This window comes from Porphyromonas canoris (genome assembly GCF_000769115.1).
Taxonomy (GTDB): domain Bacteria; phylum Bacteroidota; class Bacteroidia; order Bacteroidales; family Porphyromonadaceae; genus Porphyromonas_A; species Porphyromonas_A canoris.
Window position 1 is genome coordinate 48,433 of the sequence record NZ_JQZV01000001.1, and the last position, 24,167, is coordinate 72,599.

The 24,167-nt window shown below is 47.4% G+C and carries 19 protein-coding genes; 9 read left to right on the forward strand and 10 right to left on the reverse strand.

Annotated features, from left to right (window positions below):
• Position 1: 1 nt before the first annotated feature.
• From HQ43_RS00215 to HQ43_RS00250, 8 genes are read left to right on the forward strand one after another with little or no spacing between them, the layout of a single operon-like run.
• Positions 2 to 1,735 carry a tetratricopeptide repeat protein gene (locus tag HQ43_RS00215; protein WP_152567428.1) on the forward strand — a complete coding sequence of 578 codons (1,734 nt, stop codon included), beginning with the start codon at positions 2 to 4 and terminating at the stop codon, positions 1,733 to 1,735.
• A 16-nt stretch (positions 1,736 to 1,751) separates the two neighbouring features.
• A complete protein-coding gene (locus HQ43_RS00220) occupies positions 1,752 to 2,624 on the forward strand; it encodes a DUF4292 domain-containing protein (RefSeq protein WP_036788208.1) in 873 nt (290 codons plus the stop codon).
• 8 nt (positions 2,625 to 2,632) lie between these two features.
• Positions 2,633 to 3,952 (forward strand): murein hydrolase activator EnvC family protein, encoded by a 1,320-nt coding sequence (locus HQ43_RS00225; protein ID WP_036788210.1) that lies wholly within the window; start codon positions 2,633 to 2,635, stop codon positions 3,950 to 3,952.
• A gap of 9 nt (positions 3,953 to 3,961) precedes the next feature.
• Positions 3,962 to 4,933 (forward strand): riboflavin biosynthesis protein RibF, encoded by a 972-nt coding sequence (gene ribF / locus HQ43_RS00230; protein ID WP_052102963.1) that lies wholly within the window; start codon positions 3,962 to 3,964, stop codon positions 4,931 to 4,933.
• Between the two features lie 8 nt (positions 4,934 to 4,941).
• The gene (locus HQ43_RS00235; RefSeq protein WP_036788212.1) at positions 4,942 to 5,769 is read left to right on the forward strand and encodes a 1-acyl-sn-glycerol-3-phosphate acyltransferase; all 828 of its coding nucleotides are present in this window, start codon (positions 4,942 to 4,944) and stop codon (positions 5,767 to 5,769) included.
• A 2-nt stretch (positions 5,770 to 5,771) separates the two neighbouring features.
• A complete protein-coding gene (locus HQ43_RS00240; protein ID WP_036788214.1) occupies positions 5,772 to 6,767 on the forward strand; it encodes a GNAT family N-acyltransferase in 996 nt (331 codons plus the stop codon).
• Between the two features lie 22 nt (positions 6,768 to 6,789).
• The gene (locus HQ43_RS00245) at positions 6,790 to 8,154 is read left to right on the forward strand and encodes a sigma-54-dependent transcriptional regulator (RefSeq protein ID WP_036788216.1); all 1,365 of its coding nucleotides are present in this window, start codon (positions 6,790 to 6,792) and stop codon (positions 8,152 to 8,154) included.
• 25 nt (positions 8,155 to 8,179) lie between these two features.
• Positions 8,180 to 9,487, forward strand: a complete 1,308-nt coding sequence (locus HQ43_RS00250) for a sensor histidine kinase (RefSeq protein ID WP_036788218.1) — start codon at positions 8,180 to 8,182, stop codon at positions 9,485 to 9,487.
• A gap of 472 nt (positions 9,488 to 9,959) precedes the next feature.
• On the opposite strand, the gene HQ43_RS00255 is transcribed toward HQ43_RS00250, so the two are convergent.
• The 4 genes from HQ43_RS00255 to pta form a co-directional block, all read right to left on the reverse strand.
• Positions 9,960 to 11,342, reverse strand: a complete 1,383-nt coding sequence (locus tag HQ43_RS00255) for an alpha/beta hydrolase (RefSeq protein ID WP_036788407.1) — start codon at positions 11,340 to 11,342, stop codon at positions 9,960 to 9,962.
• Positions 11,332 to 12,741, reverse strand: a complete 1,410-nt coding sequence (locus tag HQ43_RS00260) for a leucine-rich repeat protein (protein WP_036788220.1) — start codon at positions 12,739 to 12,741, stop codon at positions 11,332 to 11,334. Before HQ43_RS00260 ends, HQ43_RS00255 begins: the two co-directional genes overlap by 11 nt.
• A 204-nt stretch (positions 12,742 to 12,945) precedes the next feature.
• On the reverse strand, positions 12,946 to 14,139 hold the full coding sequence (locus HQ43_RS00265; RefSeq protein ID WP_036788222.1) for an acetate/propionate family kinase: 1,194 nt from the start codon (positions 14,137 to 14,139) through the stop codon (positions 12,946 to 12,948).
• A 41-nt stretch (positions 14,140 to 14,180) separates the two neighbouring features.
• Positions 14,181 to 15,194: a phosphate acetyltransferase gene (gene pta, locus HQ43_RS00270; protein ID WP_036788224.1), complete on the reverse strand. Its 1,014-nt coding sequence runs from the start codon at positions 15,192 to 15,194 to the stop codon at positions 14,181 to 14,183.
• A gap of 299 nt (positions 15,195 to 15,493) precedes the next feature.
• On the opposite strand from pta, the gene HQ43_RS00275 reads away from it, so the two are divergent.
• The gene (locus HQ43_RS00275) at positions 15,494 to 16,480 is read left to right on the forward strand and encodes a ketopantoate reductase family protein (protein ID WP_036788225.1); all 987 of its coding nucleotides are present in this window, start codon (positions 15,494 to 15,496) and stop codon (positions 16,478 to 16,480) included.
• Between the two features lie 160 nt (positions 16,481 to 16,640).
• Here HQ43_RS00275 and HQ43_RS00280 read toward each other — a convergent pair whose 3' ends face one another.
• Genes HQ43_RS00280 through HQ43_RS00305 form a run of 6 tightly spaced genes read right to left on the reverse strand, consistent with a single transcriptional unit; the run spans position 16,641 to position 24,009 of the window.
• Positions 16,641 to 18,857 (reverse strand): lamin tail domain-containing protein, encoded by a 2,217-nt coding sequence (locus HQ43_RS00280; RefSeq protein WP_036788227.1) that lies wholly within the window; start codon positions 18,855 to 18,857, stop codon positions 16,641 to 16,643.
• A 19-nt stretch (positions 18,858 to 18,876) separates the two neighbouring features.
• Positions 18,877 to 20,214, reverse strand: a complete 1,338-nt coding sequence (dgt, locus tag HQ43_RS00285; protein ID WP_036788409.1) for a dGTP triphosphohydrolase — start codon at positions 20,212 to 20,214, stop codon at positions 18,877 to 18,879.
• A gap of 4 nt (positions 20,215 to 20,218) precedes the next feature.
• A complete protein-coding gene (locus HQ43_RS00290) occupies positions 20,219 to 20,926 on the reverse strand; it encodes an SIR2 family NAD-dependent protein deacylase (RefSeq protein ID WP_036788229.1) in 708 nt (235 codons plus the stop codon).
• A 21-nt stretch (positions 20,927 to 20,947) separates the two neighbouring features.
• Positions 20,948 to 22,267: a serine hydrolase domain-containing protein gene (locus tag HQ43_RS00295; RefSeq protein WP_052102965.1), complete on the reverse strand. Its 1,320-nt coding sequence runs from the start codon at positions 22,265 to 22,267 to the stop codon at positions 20,948 to 20,950.
• Between the two features lie 12 nt (positions 22,268 to 22,279).
• The gene (locus HQ43_RS00300; RefSeq protein WP_036788231.1) at positions 22,280 to 22,873 is read right to left on the reverse strand and encodes a hypothetical protein; all 594 of its coding nucleotides are present in this window, start codon (positions 22,871 to 22,873) and stop codon (positions 22,280 to 22,282) included.
• A gap of 23 nt (positions 22,874 to 22,896) precedes the next feature.
• Complete coding sequence (locus tag HQ43_RS00305; RefSeq protein WP_036788414.1) at positions 22,897 to 24,009, reverse strand: mannose-1-phosphate guanylyltransferase; 1,113 nt, start codon at positions 24,007 to 24,009, stop codon at positions 22,897 to 22,899.
• Between the last annotated feature and the right edge of the window lie 158 nt (positions 24,010 to 24,167).

Here is a 24,167-nt window from a genome sequence, read left to right on the forward strand (position 1 = left end):
TATGATCTATAAGCTCACATTATCATATATCACTACACTGCTCTTGGGGTTGCTCTGTTTCTTCGGAGCGGTCTCCCACTCTGCGGCTCAAAGCGGAGCAGTAATCACAGCGGAGGAGGCAGACAGCAGAATCTTTGCAAACCGTGCGGTTCTCCTGCTGGACGAGGAAGACCTTGGAGCTAAAATCAATCACCTGCACTGGGCAATAGAGCTGGACAGCACCAATCTTGCGGCATACGTGGAGCTTGGAAACATTGCACTCCGCACCAACAACATCAATCTTGCATCGGAATACCTGCTGAAAAGCTACGACTTGAGCAATAAAGATCCTTTCTTGGGACAGACACTCCTGAGGATTGCCATGGCTATGCAGAACGAGAAGCTGGTCTTGAAGGTGGGCGAAGAGCTGCTGCAAAATTCGCCGGAAGACTTGGAGGTGTTGGACTCAATGGCTCGGCTCTACGAACAGAAAAGGATGCCGGAAAAGAGTATCTTCTATCTCCGGAAGATGAACGGCATTCTGTCGGATGAGATAACCATTACCTTCCGCATCGCTCAAAACTTTGCCCTGAACAAGCAAGAGGATGAGGGGCTCAAAGAGATAAGCCGGTACATTTCGGAACACCCTATGGAGCTGAGGGGTTATCTCTCCATGATGGCGTATCTGAACATGATAGGCAGGGAGGATGAGGCTGTAAAGTACATCGGACAGATCCCGAAAGAGCTGAGAAAGAGCCCGGAAATAATCCTCACAAGAGCGAGACTTGCGCTGAAAGATGGCAACTATAAGGAGGCAAAGAAAGAGTTCGGAGCACTGCTCAGAACGGATGGCATAGATCCTCAAGCCATTGACGAGCTTATCTCTATGCTCGCCCCTTATGTATCGAAAGAGAATGTCTCTTTTCTGCAGGAGTTTGTTCCGTTTTTTGAAGAGATAAAGCAGGAATACGAGCAGACCTCCTCCATCGCGCTCTTCCTTGCCGACATGTACATCGCTCAGGATAAGACGGAAAAGGCAGAGGCGATATATTCCGAACTCATCGAGCGCGGAGCATCTGACATGAAGCCTTACAGCTACATGATTCAGAAAGCAATGACCGCCTCGAATGCGGCGGAAATGATACGCATAGCGGAAAAGGGTCGGACGGCACACCCGACAAGACCGGACTTCTACATCTACAACGTACTGGCTCTGGGCGAACAAGAGAAGCCGGATGAGGCTCTGGCGGTAGCCAACAAAGGGCTGGAAGTGGCAGACAAAGGCTCTTTCCTCTACGGTCATCTGCTCTTTGTCTCCGCCGATCTACTCAATGAGAAAGGCGAAACGGATGAAGCTCTGAGACGATACGAGCAGGCATTGGGCTATCTGCCCAAAGATGCATTGCTGCTGAACAACTATGCTTATGCGCTTGCCACATCCAACAGAAACATCGAACGGGCAGAGGCTCTCGCAAGTGAAGCTATACGGATAGACTCATCCAATGCCTCTTTCTTGGACACATACGCCTGGATACTCTACTTACGCGAAAATTATGGCTTGGCGAAGTACTATATCGAAAGTGCCATAAGGAACAGCAAGGAGGAAGTAAGCAGTGTGTTGCTGGATCATTATGGGGATATTTTATGGAAGCTCAACGACAAGGGGAATGCCGTAAAAGCTTGGCAGGATGCGTTGAAAGCCGGGGCGGAAGATGGTGAGAAGATCAAGAAAAAGATCGAACAGGCTGCATTGTAATACTCTTAAGAACAATATGAAGCAAAATAGCATAATACGCTGGAGCAGCGTACTGTTAGCAGTAACTCTTCTAAGCAGTTGCGGTATATTCCGGAAGTTGTCCGGAGACAAACCGCTTACCTCTCCGTTCATCACGGACAGGCAGATGGCAATAGACGCAATCAATAATCAGCCCAAGATTGAAAAGCTGGAGGGGAGGGGCGGAATAGCCATCAAGACCGACAAAAACAATGTATCCTCTCGCTGTGTACTGCACGTCTCCAAAGATGAATATGCTTCCCTGTCGGTGAGACCTCTTGGACTGATTGAGGTGGGAAGGCTCACCATCACACCGAAAAAGCTTCTGGTGGTGGACAGATTCAATAAACAGGCATTCCGAACAAGTGTGGGAGTGGCTACCAATATCTTTTCCCAGATTTTTGCAGGTTGGGATCTTGCGGCTTTGCAGTGTATGCTCCTCGCCCAACCGTTTACGCCAAGCAAGCAGGGTGCGGAAGCAATAAACGGCATGGAGTATGTCCCAAACTCTTCAGGCTTTACCCTGACAAAGAAAGAGGGCAAGATCGTTGTCCGTTTGGACTATTCTCCTCTACCGGCACCAAGATTACGTGAAGCACATATCTACTATGGCTCAAAAGTGGAACGGGTACTCTCCTGCTTCTATGAGCGTTACCAACCGGTGGGACAAAGCGACATCTTCTTCCCTAAAATCATCACACTGAAAACCTATCCGGATAGAGATGTCAAAGAGCAAAGCTTGGTAACACTCACTTTAGACAAGACTTTGGAAAAACTTCCGGCTGAAGCGCCAAGCACAGATATTCCTAAAGGGTACAAAAGTGTGAGTTGGGCAGAAGTGATTTCCATGATAAAAGAACTCCAAAAATAGACCAGAGTATGTTTCGAGGGCTTTTCAAACTCTTTTTAGCTCTATTCGTTGTGCTGTCTCCTATCGGAATGTCGGCACAAAATCAGAGGAAATCGGCTACGGTGCGAAAGTTGGAATCGCAGCGTAAGAAGATGCAGGAAGAGATCAATACACTGAACAAGGAGCTGAAGAAAGCATCGAAAGATACAAAGAGCAGTCAGAATCGTTTGGCTTTACTCAATCGGCAGATAGAGACAAGGAAACAAATGATAGAGACACTAACGCAAGAGATAGACGAGGCAGATAAAAACCTGATCCTCCTGACCGGTCAGATAGACACGCTTACCACCCAACACTCGCACAGGCAACAGGCTTACGTCAAAAGTCTTCAGGCTATGAGCCGTCGGAGAGGGGCTAAAGACCAGCTGCTCTACCTGCTGTCTGCAAAGGATATAAGGCAGTCGTTCAGACGATTGAGATACTTGGCAACCTATGCCAACTGGCAGAAAGAGGAGGCAGAAAAGCTGAAGTCCATACAGCTTTCGGTGCAAAAGAAAAAGGAAGAGCTGGACACCCAACGGGCAGAAAAGGCTTCGTTGCTCTCCACACGCGAACAAGAAAAAGAACGTCTGCTTGCCAACCAGGAGGAGAGCAAGAAAGAGGTAAGTCGTCTACAAAAAAGACAGAAAGATATTCAGGCTAATCTGAAAAAGAAGAAGCAGCAGGCTCAGACTTTAGACCGCCAGATTCAAAATCAGATAGCGAAAGAAGTTGCCGCTGCACAAGAAAAAGCGAGAAAAGCAGCAGAAGCAAAAAAGAGACAACAACAGTCTCCCAAGAAAGGGACTACCGCTACCGCTCCTGTGACAGAGGAACGCAGGGCAGAAGTATCGGGAGGATATGCGATGACAAAAGATGAACGTCTGCTCTCCAACTCCTTTGCCGGCAATAAAGGAAAACTACCGATGCCGGTTACAGGGCAGTATAAGATAGTGGGTCAGTTCGGTCAGCAAAATCACAGTGAACTTAAATCCATACAGATAAACAACAACGGCATAGACATAGAATCACCTCAAGGGGCAGAAGCTCGTGCGGTATTCAATGGTACAGTCTCGAAGGTTTTTGTGGTCGATGGCTATAACAACACCATCATAATACGGCATGGGAACTATCTCACTGTTTATAGTAACATCAAGAATGTCTATGTAAAAGCAGGAGATCATGTGACCACGGGACAGAAAATAGGTTCGGTATATTCTGATCCTGAGTTAGGAGGAGCCTGCCAACTCCATTTCCAGCTTTGGAAAGAGCGCAGCAAACAAAATCCTCTACACTGGTTGTCCAGATAGTTATTAGGAATGAAACAGATCAAAAATACAATAATAGCACACAGCATAGAAGAACTTTCGCAATGCTTGCAAGGATCAAAAAGCGTTGCGACAGTGGGTTTCTTTGATGGTGTCCACTTAGGACATCAGGATCTTCTCCAAAGAGTTCGCACGGAAGCCGGAAAAATGGGAGCAAAGAGTGTGGTGATAACTTTTGCGGAGCATCCTCTCACGGTGGTCGGAGGCGCTTCCAGGAAAAAGCCGTTACTGTTATGCGACAGGAGAGATAAGGAAATGCTCCTCTCCCAACAAGGGATGGACTTTATTCTGATGCTCCATTTCACGCCCGAACTTGCAGCTATAACGGGTAAAGATTTCGCACAAACACTCCATGACAAATGCAATACGACAGCTTTGGTAATGGGTTATGACAATCATTTTGGCTCTAAACGTTTCAGCACTCAAGAGGAGACACAGGCTTATATAGACAGCTGGGCAATTCCGGTTATCCGGCATGAAGCTCTCTACAAAGACGATATAAAGGTATCTTCATCGGTGATTCGCTCTGCCGTTCAGTCGGGAGACTTTGCAAAAGCATGGAGTCTCTTGGGAAGACCATACAGCGTCAAAGGGATTGTACAACATGGCAGCAAGATAGGACGAAGCATAGAATATCCCACCGCAAATATCGAAATAGATCCGGAGCATGAGCTTGTGCCGGCTCAAGGTATCTTTGTATCCGAAGTGATTGTAGAGGGTACGAGATATGGCGGAATGTCTTACTACGGACAGCGACCCACGTTGGGGCACGACGAGAAAGCCCGTATGGAGGTTTTTCTATTCGACTTCTCCGGAGATCTTTACGGCAAAGAGGTAGAGATTTTATTCTATCACTACCTGAGAGCAGACATCAAATTTTACTCTTTGGACGCATTGGCGGAGCAGCTACGTAAAGATGAGATCGACTCTCGTGCATTTCTAAAAAATCTTCATGCCGAATAAATCCCATCATGAAGACGCCTCAAATAGAGATCAAAGACATAATAAGGAGTAAGTATAAAGGCTGGATTCCCAAATCGCTTATCTCTTTTCTCCGGAGGCTCATACACCAACAGGAGATCAATGAGATGCTCCAACTCCAAGATCATATCGGGGGCGTAGAGTATGCCAACAGGCTCTTGAAAGCATTCGATATATCTCTCAACATTTCGGGAGAAGAGCAGATAACGACACTTAAAGGGAGACAGCTGCTCTTTGTATCCAATCATCCGCTTGGCGGACTGGATGGAATCGCTCTGACTGCCTGGTTGGGCAAGCTGCTTGAAGGTAGATTATTCGTTCCGGTAAACGACCTTCTGATGTCCATTCCTCAGTTTGGAGACATCTTCCTTCCCGTAAACAAACATGGTGTTCAGAACAGAAAACTTGGAGAAATGATGGTTCAAGCTCTCGAAGAGAAAAGGCATGGGCTCACTTTTCCTGCCGGTTTCTGTTCGAGACAAAATGGTAAAGGAGAGATTCGAGATACGGAATGGAAAAGCTCTTTCCTACGATTGGCGCAGCAGCATAACCTTACCATTGTTCCGCTATTCTTCGATGCCGCCAACTCTCCACGCTTTTACAGGTATGCCCGATGGCGTCAAGGGCTGGGCATTAAGCTGAATATCGAAATGGTGTTGCTTCCCGATGAGATGTTCAAAGGGCGACACAAGACATTCAATATCTATGTGGCTCCTCCGATATTCCCCGAACAGATCCCTTCCGAAAAGAGCAAACATCAAGCCTTTTCCGATCAGATCAAAGAGAGTATCTACCGCTTACCTTCTATCTCTAAATAAAGATGCAACCAATCATTCCCCCTATCGAAAAGTCCGTTCTCCGTTCGGAGCTGAGGCCGGAGATGTTGCTCAGAAAGACCAACAGGGCAGACAACGAGATCTATATCTTTCAAGCTCACGAAGCTCCCAATCTGATGCGAGAAGTGGGCAGGTTAAGAGAGGAGGCTTTCCGGTATTACGGCGGAGGGAGCGGTCTGGAAACGGATACAGACAGATTCGATTACGAAGGGGGATATAAGCAGATCATCGTCTGGGATCCGGAAGAAGAGAAGATACTCGGCGGGTACAGATTCATCTGTGGAGAGCATGTCCCGACAAACGATGGTGTTCCGGATCTTGCCAGTGCGCACATGTTCTCTTTCTCACAAGAGTTCATCACGGACTATCTGCCCTATACCATAGAGCTGGGACGCTCTTTCGTCTCCCTCTCATGCCAGAGCACTCTTCCCGACAGCTCTGTTTCCTCCTCAAAAGGAATATTTGCGTTGGACAACCTATGGGACGGTGTGGGTGCTCTTCCACTGCTTTACCCCGAATACCGATACTTCTTCGGCAAGGTTACCATGTACAAAGGGTACAACAGATATTGCCGTGACATCATCATCTTCCTCCTGTCCAGATACTACTCCGACCCCAAACAGCTTGTCCGCCCGATAGAAGAAGTTCCTTACACGACACCGGTAGAGGCGTTGTCCGAGATACTTCACTACGACACTTTTGAAGAAAACTACAAAGCCGTGAACCGTCTCGTTCGAGAATATGGCATAAACATCCCTCCGCTCATCAACTCTTACGTACAGATTGCAAAGCAGCTGGTGTTTTACGGCACGGCTATCAACAGACACTTTTCAGATGTCGAAGAGAGTGCCATACTGCTCCCCTTCGCCGGCATAAACGAAGAGAAACTAAGGCGACACGTAGAAAGTTTCATCCGCGACTGCGCTTTACGCTACAAAAAGAGACTTCACCGCTCGGAGTCGGACGGCAATCTCTCCTAAATCAAAAATATCTTCCCTTTTCATGGAAACCGCTCACCTACTCGTTGTGGACGATGACAGCGCCATTCGATCCTCTCTATCCCTGCTTCTCAAGCGAGCCGGCTACAATGTATCTGTGGCAGAGTCTCCACGTGCAGCTCTCTCTTGCATAGAAGAACAGCCTCCTCACCTTATCTTGATGGATATGAACTTCTCTCTCTCCACAACCGGAGACGAGGGGCTATTCCTTTTGAGTCAGGTCAAAAAGAGATGGGAAGAGATACCGGTCATACTGATGACCGCATGGGGATCCATAGAACTGGCAGTGAAAGGGATGCAAGCAGGAGCGTTCGACTTTGTAACGAAACCGTGGGACAACTATAAGCTCTTGGAGTCTGTACGTAACGCTTTGGAGCTGAACAGACCGGAAACGGGAGAGAAAGAGATTTCCTCCAGACAGCAGCTCGACAAAAAACACAGCTTCGACCATATCATCGGACACTCGCCTGCTATCATCGAACTGCTTCAGACCGTTGCACGCATAGCTCCTACCACTGCTTCTGTCCTCATAACGGGAGAAAGCGGCACGGGGAAAGAGCTGATAGCCGAAGCTATACACCTCAACAGCAAGCGACGCTCCGAATCTTTTGTCAAGGTAAACCTTGGAGGGATCTCGGCATCGCTGTTTGAGAGCGAAATGTTCGGACACAAGAAAGGCGCTTTTACGGATGCCGTGGCAAGCCGTACCGGCAGGTTTGCTCTTGCAGACAAGGGAACTATTTTTCTGGACGAGATCGGAGAGCTGGACTTGGCTTCTCAAGTGAAACTGCTGAGAGTGTTGCAAGACCAGACTTTTGAGGTTTTGGGCGAAAGCTCACCCACCAAAGTGGACATACGTGTAGTGAGTGCCACGAATGCCGATCTTGCTTCGATGGTTGCCGCCGGCACATTCAGAGAAGATCTCTACTACCGTATCAACCTCATCGTACTCCGTGTACCGCCTTTGAGAGAACGCAGAGAGGACATCCCTCTTCTGGCAAAACATTTTGCGCAGAAGCTATGCAAAGCCAATGGTCTGCCGGCTGTATCTTTTACTCCGGAAGCAGAAAGCTTTCTCTCCTCCCTGCACTACTCCGGCAATGTTCGGGAGTTGAAAAATCTCATCGAACGCTCCATCCTCATCTCCGGCAAGTCCGTTCTGGACAAAGGAGACATTCAGCACAGAGAGGAGCAGTATCTGCCGGACACTCCACCGCTTTCCGAGCAGACACTCGAAGAGATAGAAGCCGAAACCATAAGACAGAAAATTACGGAATACAACGGCAATCTCTCCCGTGTGGCAAAGGCTCTCGGCATAAGCAGAGGCGCACTATACAGAAGGCTCGACCGCTACGGTATCAAGTACTAACCGAATCTTACCTCCTCCTTTCCTTATGAGTTACAGACTCTCTTACTATCTGTTGGTTCTGTTGGTCATGGGCACCATTCTCTTTACAGCCCTCTATGCCGAGACCCGAACATCATGGTCGCTCATCGCTCTCGGTATCAACGGCTTGCTCTTGCTGGTTCTGCTCATCTTCTTTTTCAGACGCATCGTGATGCCTCTGCACATTCTGGACAGCGGGATGAACCTTCTGCGCTCGCAAGACTTCTCCTCAAGACTCGCCACGGTGGGGCAAAACGATGCCGATAACCTTGTTGCGATATTCAATGAAATGATAGAGCAGCTGCGCAAAGAGCGGTTGCAAGTAAGAGAAGCCAATTCACTGCTCGATCTGCTCATCAACGCCTCTCCCATGGGGGTGATCATACTGGATCTGGATCACAATATCAAGAGTGTAAATCCGGCTTCGCTCTCCCTGCTCGGCATAGATCCCGAAACGGAGATACTGGGCAAGAAGCTGCAAGAAGCCGAACGGCTCTTCACGCTGACCCTGTCCGACATTCCGCAGGGATCTTCCATTACGGCACAGCCATCCGGTTCTGCCATCCTGCGATGCTCTCATCTCACCTTTCAGAATCAGGGATTCAAGCAGCCTTTCTTCCTCATAGAGAGTCTCACGGACGAGGTGAGAAAAGCGGAAAAAGAGGCTTACTCCAAAGTGATACGCATGATAGCCCATGAGGTAAACAATACCACTGCCGGACTCACATCCACTCTCCAAAGCCTGCATGACATTTTGCAGGAAGAGCCGGACAAGGCAGACCTCGTGGAGGTACTCGACAGCTGCAATCACCGCTCAAGGCAGATGAGCCGTTTCATCACGCAGTTTGCCGATGTTGTCCGCATTCCGCAGCCACAGTTTGCCACTTCGGACATCAATCTTCTGCTGAAACGGTGTGCTCTATTCATGGAGCATCAGTTCAGCGAGAACCGCATTGCCCTCCATCTGGAGCTATCCCCCGAACCGCTCAACACCTCTTTCGACGACGGACTCATAGAGCAGGTCATCCTCAACATCCTCAAAAACAGCATGGAGAGCATAGGCACCGATGGCAATATCACGCTATCCTCCTCGCTCTCTCCTGCTCCGGAGATTGTCATTACCGACGACGGGCCGGGCATATCAAAGGAGCTTTCGGACAAGATATTCAACCCCTTCTTCTCCACCAAACCCAATGGGCAGGGCATCGGACTGCTCTTCATCATGGAGGTGTTGGACAGACACCACTTCACCTATTCGCTTCGGACGGAAGAGGATGGCAAGACACGCTTCCGAATCAGAATAAAAACGGTATAAATCGTCTCCGAAAACTGCTCCGAAACGACCCGAAAAAAGGGGCTTTTTGCCGGTATTTTTATATAAAAACGGAGTACTCACATTCTGCTCCAAAACTACTCCGCTCCCTCTCTTTGGGGAGTGGAGATTTTTGTTTATAGCCGTAAGAGATTGAAATAGAGCAGAATATAAATCAGCGCGAATTTGGAAAAAATTTTTCTTCAGTCCGTTTGATGGGGCTTTTTCGCGTTAATTAGTATAAATTTTAACACCCTTCTCTGTAAACGTTTCCTAATAGAGAAATTTGCCTTTTCAGGGGTATTTTAGGGCGAAAATACGTAGTCGGTTGATTGTTAGCACTTTAATGATTTTGGCTAAACACGTTAATCGAATCCGGTAAACGTGTTTAATGAAATCAGTAAACGTGTTCATTGAAAAATTAAACACGTTAAGCCGACAAAATATGCTCGTTGGGCAAAAGGGATGCGCTCTATCAGAGCGGTATCTCCATTTTGCTCGGATATATTCTCTTGGGATCCCCGAAGAGAGCCATCGTTTCAGCCATAACGCCTCTTGAAGGTTTGAGCTTGGTCTCTTTGAGCAACGCTCCATTCAGATAGACTTGCACCGGTAAGGCAAAGTTTATATCGTCTACATAGATGGAGAGTGTGCCCGTAACCTTTCCGGCAATCTCTTTGGTTTTCAGCTCTATCTTGTTTCCCTCTTTCACGAGATCGAATAGAATCCGGTCTGTATCCGACGAACGCTTGAGCGAACGAAAGTCCAAGTTGTAAACGGCATTGGCATAACCTCCCGTGCCGACCTTACCTCCGGGGAATATGTTGTAGTATTCGTAGGTAACGTGGCGAGGATTACTCCGGCGTCTCTGCTTGATAAACCAAGGAGCCATATCGAAATAGCGTGTACCCAGATGGTCTCTGTTGGGTTGGATGATCACCATCCCCTCATAGTCCGCAGGGTCTTCTCTCTGAAGCTCCTCGTGCCTGTCTTTCCACTTGTATGCGTAGAGGTTTCTGCTGAAACCGAAATCGTTGGCGCCCACTTCCATACGGAACGGGAGATTTCTAAGGTTTACAGCTTCCGTAGAGGGCTTCTCCGCTGCGGCAAGAACACCTGCGGCTGCGAAGTAGTCGGGCATGAACAGAGCCAGACGAAGCGTTCCGTATCCGCCCTCAGAGATACCCGTCAGATAGACTCTATCGGGATCGGCTATTCCGCTCAACACTGCCAGCTGATAAGCTCTTAGGAATGCAGCTCTCTGCGGTTGGTAGTACCAGCGACCTTTACGGTCGTCCGACATACGGGGTACAAAGTAAAAAGATGGCGCATCGTCGTACTGACGGCTCAGCGAGAGTGCCGCATTCCACTCGTTTTCATTGATGGTAGAGCCCCACTCCGAAGGTGTTTTGGGATACGATCCACCACCATGAAGATTGATGACCATAGGGTATCCTCCGCCGGGCATATCCCCTTTCGGAAAGCACTTGATCTTCATGCGCTCCTGCTGAGGGATATTCCAGATGATCTCTTTGCTTGGAAGCTCGACCGCCAGACCGGACTTTTCGAGTCGCTCTTTATTGGCTTCTTTCCAAAGCATCCATATCTGATCTCTTTCGGATTTCAGTTCGTCCGGTGTGATGTACTCTCTGTACATCGCCACAGGAGCCAATGCAATATCTTCCTTATCGAGCTGCTGCTTGAGGAAAGATACAATGCGATCGTTGGAGATAAACTCCTCTCGTTTCGCTCCTTCGTCCTCTGCCTCCGGCTTGTCTGCCCTACAACCGGGAGATAAGAGCAGTGCTCCGAACAGCAGAAGAGCGAAACCGGCTTTTGACACACTGTTACTTCTCATCTTCTTGGAAGAAAACGATAAGCTCATCCTTCTTGAAGCCATTGAACGACTTAAGATAAGCTTGAGCCGATCCTTTAGGCACATAAAAACGGAAATACTGCTTGTCATCTTTTACAAATGGAACACCTTCAAAGGGGAAGCCTTCGTACGCAGGAGGAGTAGAAGTGAGAAATCTTATGGAACGAAGACTGGAACATCCGGAGAACGCATCGTACCCGATGCTTCTAATCTTACCGAGGAAAGTTACACTCTTCAAGTTTCTACAAGAAAGAAACATTCCCTCCGGTATTAGTTCCACTCCCGCAGGAATAATGATATGCTCCAATGCCATATCTGCCCAGAAAGCATTATTTTCGATACTCTCCACAGATGATGGAAGCTTAATATTCTTTAGTTTTTGAGAAGCACAGAAGGCTCCATCCCCTATTCGTTTGAGAGAAGTACCGGGGAAGACGATAGTCTCAAGATTGCAATAGCCAAACCAGCCCCTGCCGACACTCTCAAGATTGCGTGGAGCAATGAACTTCTTTACGGTCTTATTGTCTTTCAAAACAGAGTCGTCATAGTCCAAATCAAATGTTGCATCTGCCATGTCTATCTCTTCCAATGTTTTCATTTTATTCTTTATGAAAGAGAAGTCGACCTGCCTTATTGCCATATTCTTTACGACAAGATACTTTATCGTACCGGCTTCTTGCTCTGAAATCTTCTCAGAAAGACGACCCTCTCCGGTAACAACCTTCTCATTTTCACGTGGTACTATTTTCAGCTTGCTATTGTCTCCTTTATCTTTGATGAAGTCGTATCTGAAACGAACACTTTCTACTGCACCATCTTTACCCTTTGCCTCTATGAGCTGTAGCTTAACGTAGCGATTTTCTTTCGCTATACGAATAATGAATACTCGGTCAGACACCTTCAAAGCAGCACTTTCGGCATCCTTGGTGTACCATCCACCTTGGGCAAGAAGAGGATTGGTAGAAATAACTACAGAGGGTGCTATCTCGCGACGGATGTCTTCTTCCCAAAGAACCGTCTCTTTCAAAAATGGCTCTGCACTCTCTATTCCGTCAAAGTCATTCGTATTGGTCTTATAAACAGAGCCCTTTCCTTTTCCGCTCTCTCCGCTATTTGTACGACCCTCCAAACCGAGAAATGCAATATCCCATTCACTGCTCGATGCAACATCGGCAGCCTTTACCTCTACTGTTTTATTATTCACAAACGAGAAGTAAACGAACTCGCCTACGGTTCCTTCTTGCAAAGAGCTATTAGGAGTCTTTATCTCTACATTGAATGGACCTGTTTCCGGTCCATCCGGACCTTTTCCTTTTTTGTCGCAAGACTGCAAGCTCACAAGAGCAAGCAGCATGAAAATAAATTTGAGATTGTTTTTCATAAAGATTATGTTTTAGTGTACTGTTTACGGAATGCAAACTTAAAGATTTCAGATACACGCCGGACTCCCGAATTTTAGGTATTTGGGGCGGAAGAGATCGTACCTAATTGTTGGGAAATTGCAGCATCAGCACAAAAAAAGACCGGTATCTCAAAACAGATACCGGTCTTTATCTTTATCTCTTCTCGCTTACACGAGAGCAAATCATACCAATGCTTGAACGTCTTTTGCGATCATGAGCTCTTCGTCCGTAGGCACTACCATGATGGTTGCCTTTGATCCCTTCTTGGAGATAACCATCTCCTTGCCTCTCATGTTGGTATTGAGTTCTTTGTCTATCTCTAATCCGAGGAAGCCAAGACCCTCGCATACGGTTTCACGGGTAGTCCATTGATTCTCTCCCACACCACCTGTAAAGATGAGAAGATCCACACCTCCCATTGCGGCAGCATAGGCTCCGATGTACTTCTTGATGCGATAGTCGTACATTTCCATAGCCAATATCGCTTTCTTATCACCTCTTTCGATACCGGCTTCTACCTCTCTCATGTCGGAAGAGATCTGCGTAACACCGAGAACACCGGACTTTTTATTGATAAGATTGCTAAGGCCTTCACCATCCAAGCCAAGCTTTTCGACCAAGAACGCAAGCGCACCCGGATCAACATCTCCACAGCGTGTTCCCATGATAAGACCCTCGGTAGGAGTAAGTCCCATAGAGGTATCCATCACTTTACCATCCTTTATGGCCGCGATAGAAGCTCCGTTACCAATGTGTGCGGTAATAATCTTTGTCTTGTTGATATCCAGCCCAAGCACCTCGCAAGCACGTTGGCTCACATATCTGTGGCTTGTCCCATGGAATCCGTAACGGCGAATACCGTACTTCTCATACAGTTCGTATGGCAGAGCATACATATATGCAAACGGCTCCATAGTCTGATGGAATGCTGTGTCGAACACACCTACCTGAGGAACTTTAGGCAGAAGAGCCTTTATTGCATCCACTCCTTTGATGTTGGGTGGATTGTGAAGAGGAGCAAGCTCTATGCACTCTTCAACTTGCTTGATCACTTCGTCCGTTATGAGGACACTCTTGGAGAATTTCTCTCCTCCGTGAACAAGACGGTGTCCCACAGCTTCTATCTCATCATAGGAGGAGATACAACCGTGCTCCTTATCTTTAAGCACAGACAAAATAAACTCCACCGCGGCAGTATGCTCAGGGAGATCTTTTTCCAGAATTACCTTTTTGCCGTCTTTCCCAACGAACTTAAGGAATGATCCCGGCAGGCCGAGTTTTTCTACTCCACCCTCTGCCAATACCTCCTTAGAGGTCATGTTGAACAACTTGTACTTTACAGACGAGCTGCCACAATTTAATACGAGGATTTTCATATCGCTATTATTGTAATGTATTTCTTCTATTGCGAAACTGCTTACTTGGCACTCTTTAGGCCGATAGACTGCAATGCCGTAATAGCCACCATGTAATAGATGTCATCCACAGAGCATCCACGGCTCAGGTCGTTCACCGGTGCAGCGATACCTTGAAGTACCGGACCCACGGCCTCTGCGCCTGCAAGACGTTGAACCAACTTGTATGCAATATTTCCCACTTCAAGAGAAGGGAATACAAGAACATTGGCATGTCCTGCTATCTTGCTGTTTGGAGCTTTCATTTCACCCACTTTAGGCACAAGAGCAGCATCTGCCTGCAACTCTCCGTCAATATTCAACTGAGGAGCTATCTCGTTTGCAATGCGTGTTGCATCTATCACCTTGTCCACAAGTTCGTTCTTAGCACTTCCTTTGGTAGAAAAACTCAAGATAGCCACCTTGGCTTCCATGTCCAAAAGATCCTTTGCGGTGTGAGCGGAAGATACCGCTATCTGAGCCAACTGCTGTGCATCCGGATTTGGAGTAACGGCACAATCGGCAAAAAGTAGTACACCATCTTTACCATACTCTTTAGCCGGAGTGATCATGATGAATGCGCCCGATACGGTATTTACACCCGGAACGGTCTTGATGATCTGCAATGCAGGACGAAGCACATCGCCTGTAAAGTTTTTCGCTCCGGCTACTTCTCCATCGGCATCTCCGGCTTTGATCATCAAACAAGATAGATATAGCGGATCTTTAGCCTTCTTTTGAGCCTCTTCGATAGTCATTCCCTTGCTCTTTCTAAGCTCGAATAAGAGGTTGGTGTACTTCTCCATCTCTGCATGAGTATCAGGATTAACGATTTCTGCTTGAGCAATATGGCTCAGAGACAGCTCCGCTGCTTTCGCAGCAATCTCCTTTTCATCTCCGATAAGAATAATATTTGCTACACCATCTTTTATTAGTCGGTCCGCTGCTTTTAGCGTTCTCTCTTCTGTTCCTTCAGGTAGCACTATACGTTGCTTATTACCGCTCGCACGCTGTACAAATGATTGTAAAAGTTCCATGATATGGTTTGTTTTCTTTAGTATTTACTGCAAATGTACAAAACCTTTCGGACTCTGCCTATATAATCTATGGCTTTGTGCCTTAATTCGTTCACTCATTCCGTGAAGAGAAAAGGCATAGCGAGAGCGTTGTGAAAAGCTCTGAAAAGCGTGCCGAATATTCCTCTTTTCGGAGGAAAAGGCTTTTATTCACCTCGTCATCCACCTGAAATGTTACCAAAATCCCTATTCTTTGCGATTGTAACTATCTCATCCTTTAGATACATTTGCTCATATCAAATGCCACCAACAGATTTTCCATGAAAATACTAATCTACGGACCGGGAGTTGTAGGTAGCACGTACGGCTGGCAACTCCATTTACAAGGGCACGACATCTCGGTCCTTGTTCGCAAAGAGAAGCATAAGCTCTACTCCAAACAGGGCATACACATCATCTGTGAAGACTTCAGACGAAGAGAGAAAAAGATTTCAGATGTCATCTTCAAGCCTCATGTGATAGACGAACTCTCTCCGGACAACGACTTTGATTACATCATCGTAGCCACCAACAAGCTACAAATCTCCAAAGTACTTCCCATACTGAAAGAGCGTTCGGGGAGAGCCAACATCGTCTTCTTTCTAAACCTGTGGGACTCTTTCGATGAGATTGCCTCCTATCTGCGTCCGGAGCAGTATTTCTTCAGCTTCCCGTTCATGGTCGGAGGAGGACGCAACAAAAATGAAATACGGACAACGATCTCCGGAATGACTTTCTCACACACACCGATAGGGGAAGCAGATGGCACGATAAGCGGTAGGGTCAGGCTCTTTGCAGAGATCCTCGAAAGAGCAAACCTGAAACCTCGCATCTACAAATGTATATCAGATTGGCTGATTTCCCATTATGCAGTAGCTGCCGGACTCTCTGCAGGTGTACTTTGTGCAGGAAGTGCAGAAAGGTTTGTACGGGATAGAGAGATCTTGAAAAAGACAATATTCTGCATTCGAGAAGGTTTTGAGATTTGTGTGAAAAGGGGCGTGGATCTTGGTGTGGAGCCTACTAACAGACTCCAAAAGCTACCTCTGCTTCTTCTCATCCCTCTTGCGCAGAAAGTTTATTCCGGCAAAGCTTTGCAGTCTATATTTGACGGACATATCAATCACTCTCCTGACGAAATTCAGCAAATGCTGGAAGATGTGATAGCAAGCGGAAAAAAGTATGGTGTCAAGATGCCTAATTTCATGGAGCTAAGAGCATTCATTCACAGCAAAGAACGGCAAAGAGGTTATCACGAACAGATATAATAACTCTCTTGACAGTGAACAATTCTTTTTTCCAACGGCATCAAAAAACCTTTACATCTCTACATATCAAAAGATTACCACATTAAAATTGACTGATATTTAGAAAAACGGAATGAGAAGAACGGACAAGTATAGAGATTTCACCTTTTCATGAGGTAAATCAAGGGAATGGAGAGAGCCATTTTAGACTGCTACGGACAGGATGTTTCCCCTCCGGACCATCCAAATGAATGTGGAGGATGTAAATGCCGGACGGCAGATGGTGTTTGTTTTCACCCTGCTTTATCTGTTCGACAAAAAGGAGCAATGCCTCTTTTCGGATATTCAAAACCGGTACGCCTCTAAGGCTGAAAACAGTGCCGGAAGCATTCTGCGAATAGGCTTGAACCAGACGCAAAATGTCTTCAAAAGGGATCACTTCCTCCTTGGGCCACGCTTGCTCCTTTCCGTCATCGGAATCGGCCGGCAGTCCCAATACGGAGTTCGGAAGACCCGGAGTGGCTTTCCCGGCAGAAAGAAGGGCAGCACGCCACGATGTCGGCTCCATTCCGGATGCATCCGGACTTGTTCTCTCCAAAGATGTTCCGGCTTGAGGCTTGGGCGAAACACCAAGGTACTGACGTCTGTAGAGCATCTCGTCTATGACTTGACCCGTTGCTTGAGAACGCAGATGCAGAGAGAAGATGGTATTGGGCAGTGTAGGCAGGTGCATCTTCTCGTACAATGTTTTCGGATCTGTCTGCGGATAGAAAGATGAGACAGACTTTTTATAGCGAGTAAGAACAATGAAACCGGAAGCCGGGAGGATATAGGAGGTATCGGAAAGCTCAAAGCTCTTGATGTTTTTAAGCTCCGTTCCGGTGCGTATCTCAAGTGCCAAATCTTTCAGATCCATCTCTTTGTCGGAACGGTTGTACAGCTCTATAAACTCATCCCCTCCCGATACAGGGTGTGCCAATACTTCGTTGATGACAATATCGGAAACGGCAATCTCTTCAAAAGGTTGCTGTGCCGGAGGCATACCGGGTGTTCCTCCGGATGGAGAGTTTGTAGGTCTCCACTGTGCCAATGTCTTGTGTGGGTTGAGAATATCCAACCGCTCAACGCTCTGCCCATCTTTCCCGGCAATATGGTCTCCATAAACCACTCTATCCACTTCTTCCTCCAAGAATAAAGAGAGGGAGAAACGTGTGTTGGCGAGTGTCGGGAACCGCTTGAGAGAGATTGCTTCGTGTACAGGAGCAGGTAATCCCTGTCTATAAAGTACGACAAAGCTGCGAGCAGGCACTTTTACATCCGGCAGTTCATAGGCTGTGTTATTATAGTATAACGTGTAAGAGGAGAGAGGAAGCTCGGAATGAGAGCTATTAAAAAGCTCTATATACTCCGCCTTGCCGGGTAAAGGTTTTGTGAGAAACTCTGAAAGGAGAAGAGATGAAACGGCCTCCGTATCTTCCAAAGAGAATGTGAAACTGACATTAAAAACCTTTGAACTTTTTATTGTTCGAAGATTTTCGATACTTAAAGTATAGGTATGGCTAAGAAGTAGTGCTGGAGAAAAATGAAGCAGCAGCTCTTCCGGCTTTGCCCCTTCACGTAGAGATACGGCAACAGACTCATCGGAAATCTTTGCCATGGCGGAAGAGTGATCGACAGATTCGGTAAAAGTGAGTCTTGCGACACTCTCCTCCGGATCGTAACCCATATCCACGATTTTAGGATCTGCATCCAATACTTCGTCTCCTCCCGCTTCGATATTATCCCAAACAAGCATGGAGCGTTTTATCTTCGTATAAAAGGCTTCGAGTGTCATGGTAGAGACGATCTCCCAATCGGACACATCGGGTATTTCGACATCTTTCTGCTCGGCGACATTACCGCCGGAAAGGGAAAGGTTGAGGCGAGAGTCGGAATAGCGCACCACAATCTTCAGCTCCTGCCAAGCCATCTGTGCCGGCGAGAGAGATACTCGAAGCAGGCTTCGGATAGAGACATCGTTTTGATCCACACCTGACACCCAACGGCTCCTCTCTTGTAACAACAAAACAGATCCGTTCTCTTCCGATGTAATGAGATAGGATAGCATCTTCCGTTTGCCCTTCAAAGCAAACAGCGTCCAGCGAAAACCGTTTCTGCCGGTAGGTGCTCCCGTAAAAGCAGTCTGCATCACCCATGTAGTTTCATTTCCTTTCCAGGAGAAGTCGTGAGATATTGATGCTTGGCTCAAAGGCGTTTCGGTACTTATCGAAAGCCGTCCGCCCTGCCATGAAAATGCTTCGAGATCTCCGCTCCATTGAGACTGCGGAGGAGTAGCTCCGTGAACTCTTTCACAAAAGAAAGGGAGCAACAGTATCAGAATAAATATGTGGTTTTTCATCTATTCTCTCATAGTTCGTCTAAACGGCAGGAAGACTCATTCCGGTCAATGTCCTGTAAAGATCCAGTGCATATATATCGGTCATACCGGAAATATAATCCAGAGCTGTCTGGATCTTGCCATAAAGTGTGGCGTGTTTGAGGTTGTACTGTTCAGGGACACGACCAAACCAAAGCTGAGAATAGGCTCTTTGAGGATATTTCTGAGCAATGATAAGCCGTTCGAGGAGGTCTGCAAAAATGGTAAAACCTGCCATCTCTATATCCTTAACCTCTCTGGCACAGTAGACTTTTGTTTTTGCTGTTTCGGCACAATACTTAAAAGCAGCCTGTACCTGGGTCGAAAGGTTATCGGTAAGTGCTCCCTTGAATGTTCCGCCAAGGATAGCTTCTTCATTTTCCGCAAATACACGAGTACACTCCTCTACCAAAGTGCCTATTACAACCGATCTGATGTAAGCAATCTGCTCGTTCTTGTCCGTTACCCGATCCATTATTTTTTGCATGTTATCGGTTTTCTCCGGACTGAGGAAGCGGGACATAATATCTTTGACCTCCTTTTCGTCAATCAGCTTCAGCTTAAAAGCATCCTCCATATCCATGATCTGGTAGCATATATCATCGGCAGCTTCCACCAGATAAACAAGAGGGTATCGGGCATGAAGCAGGATACCGTTATCTTCTTCCACTACCGGGATGCCGAGCCGGTCGGCTATATTGGCATAAGTCTGCTCTTCTGTCTGGAAATATCCGTACTTCTTCTTTCTCAACGCAAGGGAACAGTGCGAAGGGTAGGGGTACTTGACGATAGATGCAAGTGTACTATACGTGAGAGCAAAACCGCCACTGCGACGCCCTTTGAAGCTGTGAGTGAGCAGGCGGAAAGCGTTGGCATTGCCTTCAAAATGTCCAAAGTCCGACCATCTGCCGCCTTCACTGATCACTTCCTCCCTATACTTTGCGCCGTGCCCCTCGTTGAAATAGGCAGATATAGCCCTCTCTCCGGAATGCCCAAAGGGAGGATTTCCCATATCATGCGCCAAACAGGCAGCAGCGACAATGCTTCCGATCTCCTCGAATGTAGCTTCGCTTTGAGGATATTTCTCCCTCAGAATACGTCCTACATTGTTACCCAGCGAGCGTCCGACGCAAGCAACTTCAAGGCTGTGCGTAAGCCTGTTGTGAACAAACACTTTTCCCGGCAGAGGGAATACCTGTGTCTTGTTCTGCAAACGGCGAAAAGGAGCGGAAAAGATCAGTCTGTCATAGTCTCTCTGAAAGTCTGTCCGTCCTACAGACTTGACATGATAGTCCTCCATACCCAGACGCGTATCTTGCAGGAGCTGTTCCCATCTCATCATATTACGAATGTTGTTTTAGTTGTTCCAGTTTCGCGGTTAGGAGTTGCATGCCTTCACTGCTTCCGCAACGGAAATGAGTAAACTCCAATCCACTCATCGCAACCTCCTTCGGGTCTATCAGAAAGATAGGTGTATCCGGTTTGGCATAGTGTATAAGCCCTGCGGCAGGATAGACATTCAGACTCGTTCCGACAATGACAAATATATCCGCTTCCGAAACATGGCGAATACCCTCATCCAACATAGGCACAGACTCCCCGAAGAATACCACAAAAGGTCTGAGGGGAAGACCGCGGGCATCGACATCATCGGCAGTGAGCGCAAGCCGTCCTTCTGGTAACGGAAGAGGGTTATGAGGATCGGAGAGAGAAGCGCACTTCATTGCTTCGCCATGCAAATGTACTATCTGCGTGGATCCGGCACGTTCATGCAGGTCGTCTATATTCTGAGTAACCACAACGACATCGTACTCTTCTTCCAACGCAGCTATGGCAAGATGACCTCCGTTAGGCTTTACTTTCGCGATCTCCTCCCGTCTCATGTTATAAAACTCACGGACAAGATCGGGGTTTCGGCGCAGTGCTTCCGGAGTACATACATCTTCTATTCTATATTTTGCCCAGAGTCCGTCGGCATCTCGAAATGTTTCAAGACCGCTCTCTACGCTCATTCCGGCTCCGGTTAAGAACACAATCTTCTTCTTTTTCATACAGCAGCTCTGTTTTTATGGTTATTTAGACATCTTTTTCATCCTGATTTGGAAACCTCCTTGCAGGAATAGCATTTCATCTTTCTCCAGTTCAAAGATAACTCTTATTGCAGCCGGGACAAAGACAAATACCCCTTTGCCGGCACCTTTTAAAGGGAAAGAGGACTGTCCGAGTGCTTGTGCCATGAGCTTACCCTCTTGTACACCAATGAATATGGGCAGAGGGAAGTCGGACGAAGCATATATCCCCTCGTAGCGATAGTAGGTAGAAGGATCGTCAGGCTGCGGCTTTTGCCACGGCATATCGTATATGGCACTCACCAGACCAGCAACAACGACCGAAAGATCCTCTTGCACGCCGTTGAATGTATAGGCATACGAATAGCCGGAGTCCGGGAAATGGAAGAGCGCAGAGGCATAACCATCTATACCTCCCGTATGTCCGTAAGCCACTTTATCGTTAAAATAGAGCGGTAATATCCCCATGCCGTATTTCTCTTTCAGCTCCAACATCTTTACCAAAGAGGCTGAAGATAGAAGCTTGCCGCTCATCAAGGCAGAAATGAACTTGTTCAGCTCCGTTGGCGTGGAGATCACATCTCCGGCACCAAGCAGAATGGAGCTGTCGGTATAGCCGGCAAAGCTCCACTCCGAACTTCTACGGTAAGAGAGCGCTTCATTCTCTTTCGGCTCGATGTTTCCCTCTGCACGAGTAGCGGAAAGCCCCAGCGGATCGGTGATATACTCTCGCACCAGTGCGGAATAGCTCTTTCCGGAGACCTGCTCGGCTATCATCGCCAAAAGGGCATAGTTGCTGTTGGAATACTCCGCTTTTGAATCGGGAGTATCGAACGACAAGCCGGCAGTCTCAATACGGATCAGCAGCTGTTCTCTCGTGTGCACCTGCTGCTTCCAGTGGATATAGTCGGGCGTTTCAAGGAAATTTTTCAGACCGCTTCTGTGCCTCATCATCTGCTCTATGGAGATATTTTCGGAGCCTTGAACAGAAGGAAAGAAACGGCTCAACTTGTCTTGCAGAGAGAGTTTGCCCTCTTCCACAAGGCGTAGTATCACCACCGCACAGAAGGTTTTGCTTACAGAGCCGACACGATAACGTGTTTCCAAATCTGCCCTTACCCCATGCTCCACATCTCTGAACCCCATTGCCTTGGAGCAGATCTCCTTTCCGGAATGGAAGACAGAGATATTTCCCATCACCATTTCCTCCTGCTCCACCATCTCCAAAAACCTGTTCAGGCGGAGGATAGTAGTATCCTGCGCCTGAACAGTAAGGGAATAAAATGTGGCTGCGACAGCCACAACCATCATGATATATCTCATGCTTGCACCTTGCTATTCTTCTCTTTTCATCTCCAAAGTCTGTCCCATCTGTCTCAGAACGAGCTTCTTCTCTTTCGGAAAAAACTCTATCTCAAGCTCTAAAGCGGCATTCACGAACAGACGTTCGCTCTTACAGTCGAGAGCCACCGCGGGTTGCGATGTCACTTGAGCCGTAAGGTCGTTGCCGGTACGCTTTATCGTAATCTTTGCAGGGAAGTTCGGCGAACCATATACCCCTACATAAGTGTCGAGTACTTCAGGCTTTACCACCACTTTTGTAGCAGAACCGGCAGCGGATCGGGTCATTTCTATGCGCATACCACTCTGTTCCATGATGAGCTTATTCTCCTTCGTAACAAACTCTATCACGATCCCGGCCTGCTTGTTCTCGTATCGGGCAGGCGAGATATAGGTCAGCTCGAAAGAGGGTTGCCCCGTACCTTGAGCGGTGAGCTGCTCTCCTCGTACGGAGATATGGAGCTGTATCGGAATCTGAGGGGAAGAGTAGACCCCTTCATAGCTCTTCATCACTTCCATACTCTCTTGCGCAGACAAGCCTGCAACGGCAAGCAGAACGACCAATGCGGTCAAAAACAGCTTTTTCATAGTTTCTCTTTTTCTCTGTAAGGTTATACATACTCTTTTCCTTTCGACATCGCTGCCAGGTGAAGCTGCTTCAACTTCTGCTCTTCGCCTCGTTTGCAGATGAGCAGAACCTCATCTTTCTCCACGATGAACAGATCCTCCACACCTTGCATCACCACGAGACGACCCGGAGTATCGCTTACCACGAGATTGCGACGGCTCTCATTTTCCAGCACGGAAGCATGCAGCGTCATATTTTCCCGTGCATCCTTCTCCCCTATCTCGTAGACAGAACCCCATGTACCCAGGTCTGCCCATCCGAAGTCTGCCACCAAGACGTGTACGTTTTCCGCTTTCTCCAACACCGTATAGTCTATGGAGACATTGGGGCAATAGGGATAGGTCTCTGCCACATGGGCATTTTCATCGGGAGTGCCATAGGGCGCCAGACTCTCTTTGTCCGGTCCTTCCAGACGCTCCATCAGTTCGGGCGCATACTCTCTAAGGGATTGGAGGAGGACTGTTCCGGTTGCGAAGAGCATCCCGGAGTTCCAGAAAAACTCCCCGCTCTCGATAAAGATTCTCGCTATCTCTGCCTTGGGCTTCTCGGTAAATGTCTTTGCCTTGAAGACATGACCCAGTGGATCTTCCGGCATTCCCTTACCATCCACTTGGATATAGCCGTATCCGACATCCGGACGAGAGGGTGCAATGCCTATCGTAAGTAGTGCATTATCGTTTTCGTGAATGTATGCAGATGCCTGCCTCATCGTCTTTATGAACAGGTCGTGATCCAATACCAAGTGGTCCGATGGCGCAAAACAGATCTTTGCATCCCTGTCTCTACTCAACAGATGAAGCGTTGCCAGCGCACACGTGGCTGTGGTATTTCTGCGGCACGGCTCTACGATGATATTTTCGACAGGCAGTTCGGGGAGCTGCTCCTGCACGATCTGCACATAGTTGATATTGGTAGAAACCAAAATCCGTTCCGTTGAAAAAGATTTTGAAACGCGACGATAAGTCATCTGAAGAAGTGTCTCACCCAAACCAAAGAAGTCCAAAAACTGTTTGGGCATACTCTTGCGACTATAAGGCCAGAATCGGTTTCCCTCTCCTCCCGCAAGTATGACGCAATAAGTTTGTTTATTATGCATAGCCATCAATATTAGAACGCAGGGCGTAACTCCCCCTGCGAAGGTCTACGCAAATTTAACAATAACGAAAGAAAGAAACAATACCGCCGGACGATTGTTTAAGGGCAGATTTTTCCCACATTCGCTTCCCAAAACAGACACTAAACAATTATAAATTA

What these genes read in the sequence shown, in the direction of transcription:
- HQ43_RS00215 (WP_152567428.1), top strand. Translation starts at nt 2, where the DNA reads ATGATCTATAAGCTCACATTATCATATATCACTACACTGCTCTTGGGG.
- HQ43_RS00220 (WP_036788208.1), top strand. Translation starts at nt 1,752, where the DNA reads ATGAAGCAAAATAGCATAATACGCTGGAGCAGCGTACTGTTAGCAGTA.
- HQ43_RS00225 (WP_036788210.1), top strand. Translation starts at nt 2,633, where the DNA reads ATGTTTCGAGGGCTTTTCAAACTCTTTTTAGCTCTATTCGTTGTGCTG.
- ribF (WP_052102963.1), top strand. Translation starts at nt 3,962, where the DNA reads ATGAAACAGATCAAAAATACAATAATAGCACACAGCATAGAAGAACTT.
- HQ43_RS00235 (WP_036788212.1), top strand. Translation starts at nt 4,942, where the DNA reads ATGAAGACGCCTCAAATAGAGATCAAAGACATAATAAGGAGTAAGTAT.
- HQ43_RS00240 (WP_036788214.1), top strand. Translation starts at nt 5,772, where the DNA reads ATGCAACCAATCATTCCCCCTATCGAAAAGTCCGTTCTCCGTTCGGAG.
- HQ43_RS00245 (WP_036788216.1), top strand. Translation starts at nt 6,790, where the DNA reads ATGGAAACCGCTCACCTACTCGTTGTGGACGATGACAGCGCCATTCGA.
- HQ43_RS00250 (WP_036788218.1), top strand. Translation starts at nt 8,180, where the DNA reads ATGAGTTACAGACTCTCTTACTATCTGTTGGTTCTGTTGGTCATGGGC.
- HQ43_RS00255 (WP_036788407.1), bottom strand. Translation starts at nt 11,342, where the DNA reads ATGAGAAGTAACAGTGTGTCAAAAGCCGGTTTCGCTCTTCTGCTGTTC.
- HQ43_RS00260 (WP_036788220.1), bottom strand. Translation starts at nt 12,741, where the DNA reads ATGAAAAACAATCTCAAATTTATTTTCATGCTGCTTGCTCTTGTGAGC.
- HQ43_RS00265 (WP_036788222.1), bottom strand. Translation starts at nt 14,139, where the DNA reads ATGAAAATCCTCGTATTAAATTGTGGCAGCTCGTCTGTAAAGTACAAG.
- pta (WP_036788224.1), bottom strand. Translation starts at nt 15,194, where the DNA reads ATGGAACTTTTACAATCATTTGTACAGCGTGCGAGCGGTAATAAGCAA.
- HQ43_RS00275 (WP_036788225.1), top strand. Translation starts at nt 15,494, where the DNA reads ATGAAAATACTAATCTACGGACCGGGAGTTGTAGGTAGCACGTACGGC.
- HQ43_RS00280 (WP_036788227.1), bottom strand. Translation starts at nt 18,857, where the DNA reads ATGAAAAACCACATATTTATTCTGATACTGTTGCTCCCTTTCTTTTGT.
- dgt (WP_036788409.1), bottom strand. Translation starts at nt 20,214, where the DNA reads ATGAGATGGGAACAGCTCCTGCAAGATACGCGTCTGGGTATGGAGGAC.
- HQ43_RS00290 (WP_036788229.1), bottom strand. Translation starts at nt 20,926, where the DNA reads ATGAAAAAGAAGAAGATTGTGTTCTTAACCGGAGCCGGAATGAGCGTA.
- HQ43_RS00295 (WP_052102965.1), bottom strand. Translation starts at nt 22,267, where the DNA reads ATGAGATATATCATGATGGTTGTGGCTGTCGCAGCCACATTTTATTCC.
- HQ43_RS00300 (WP_036788231.1), bottom strand. Translation starts at nt 22,873, where the DNA reads ATGAAAAAGCTGTTTTTGACCGCATTGGTCGTTCTGCTTGCCGTTGCA.
- HQ43_RS00305 (WP_036788414.1), bottom strand. Translation starts at nt 24,009, where the DNA reads ATGCATAATAAACAAACTTATTGCGTCATACTTGCGGGAGGAGAGGGA.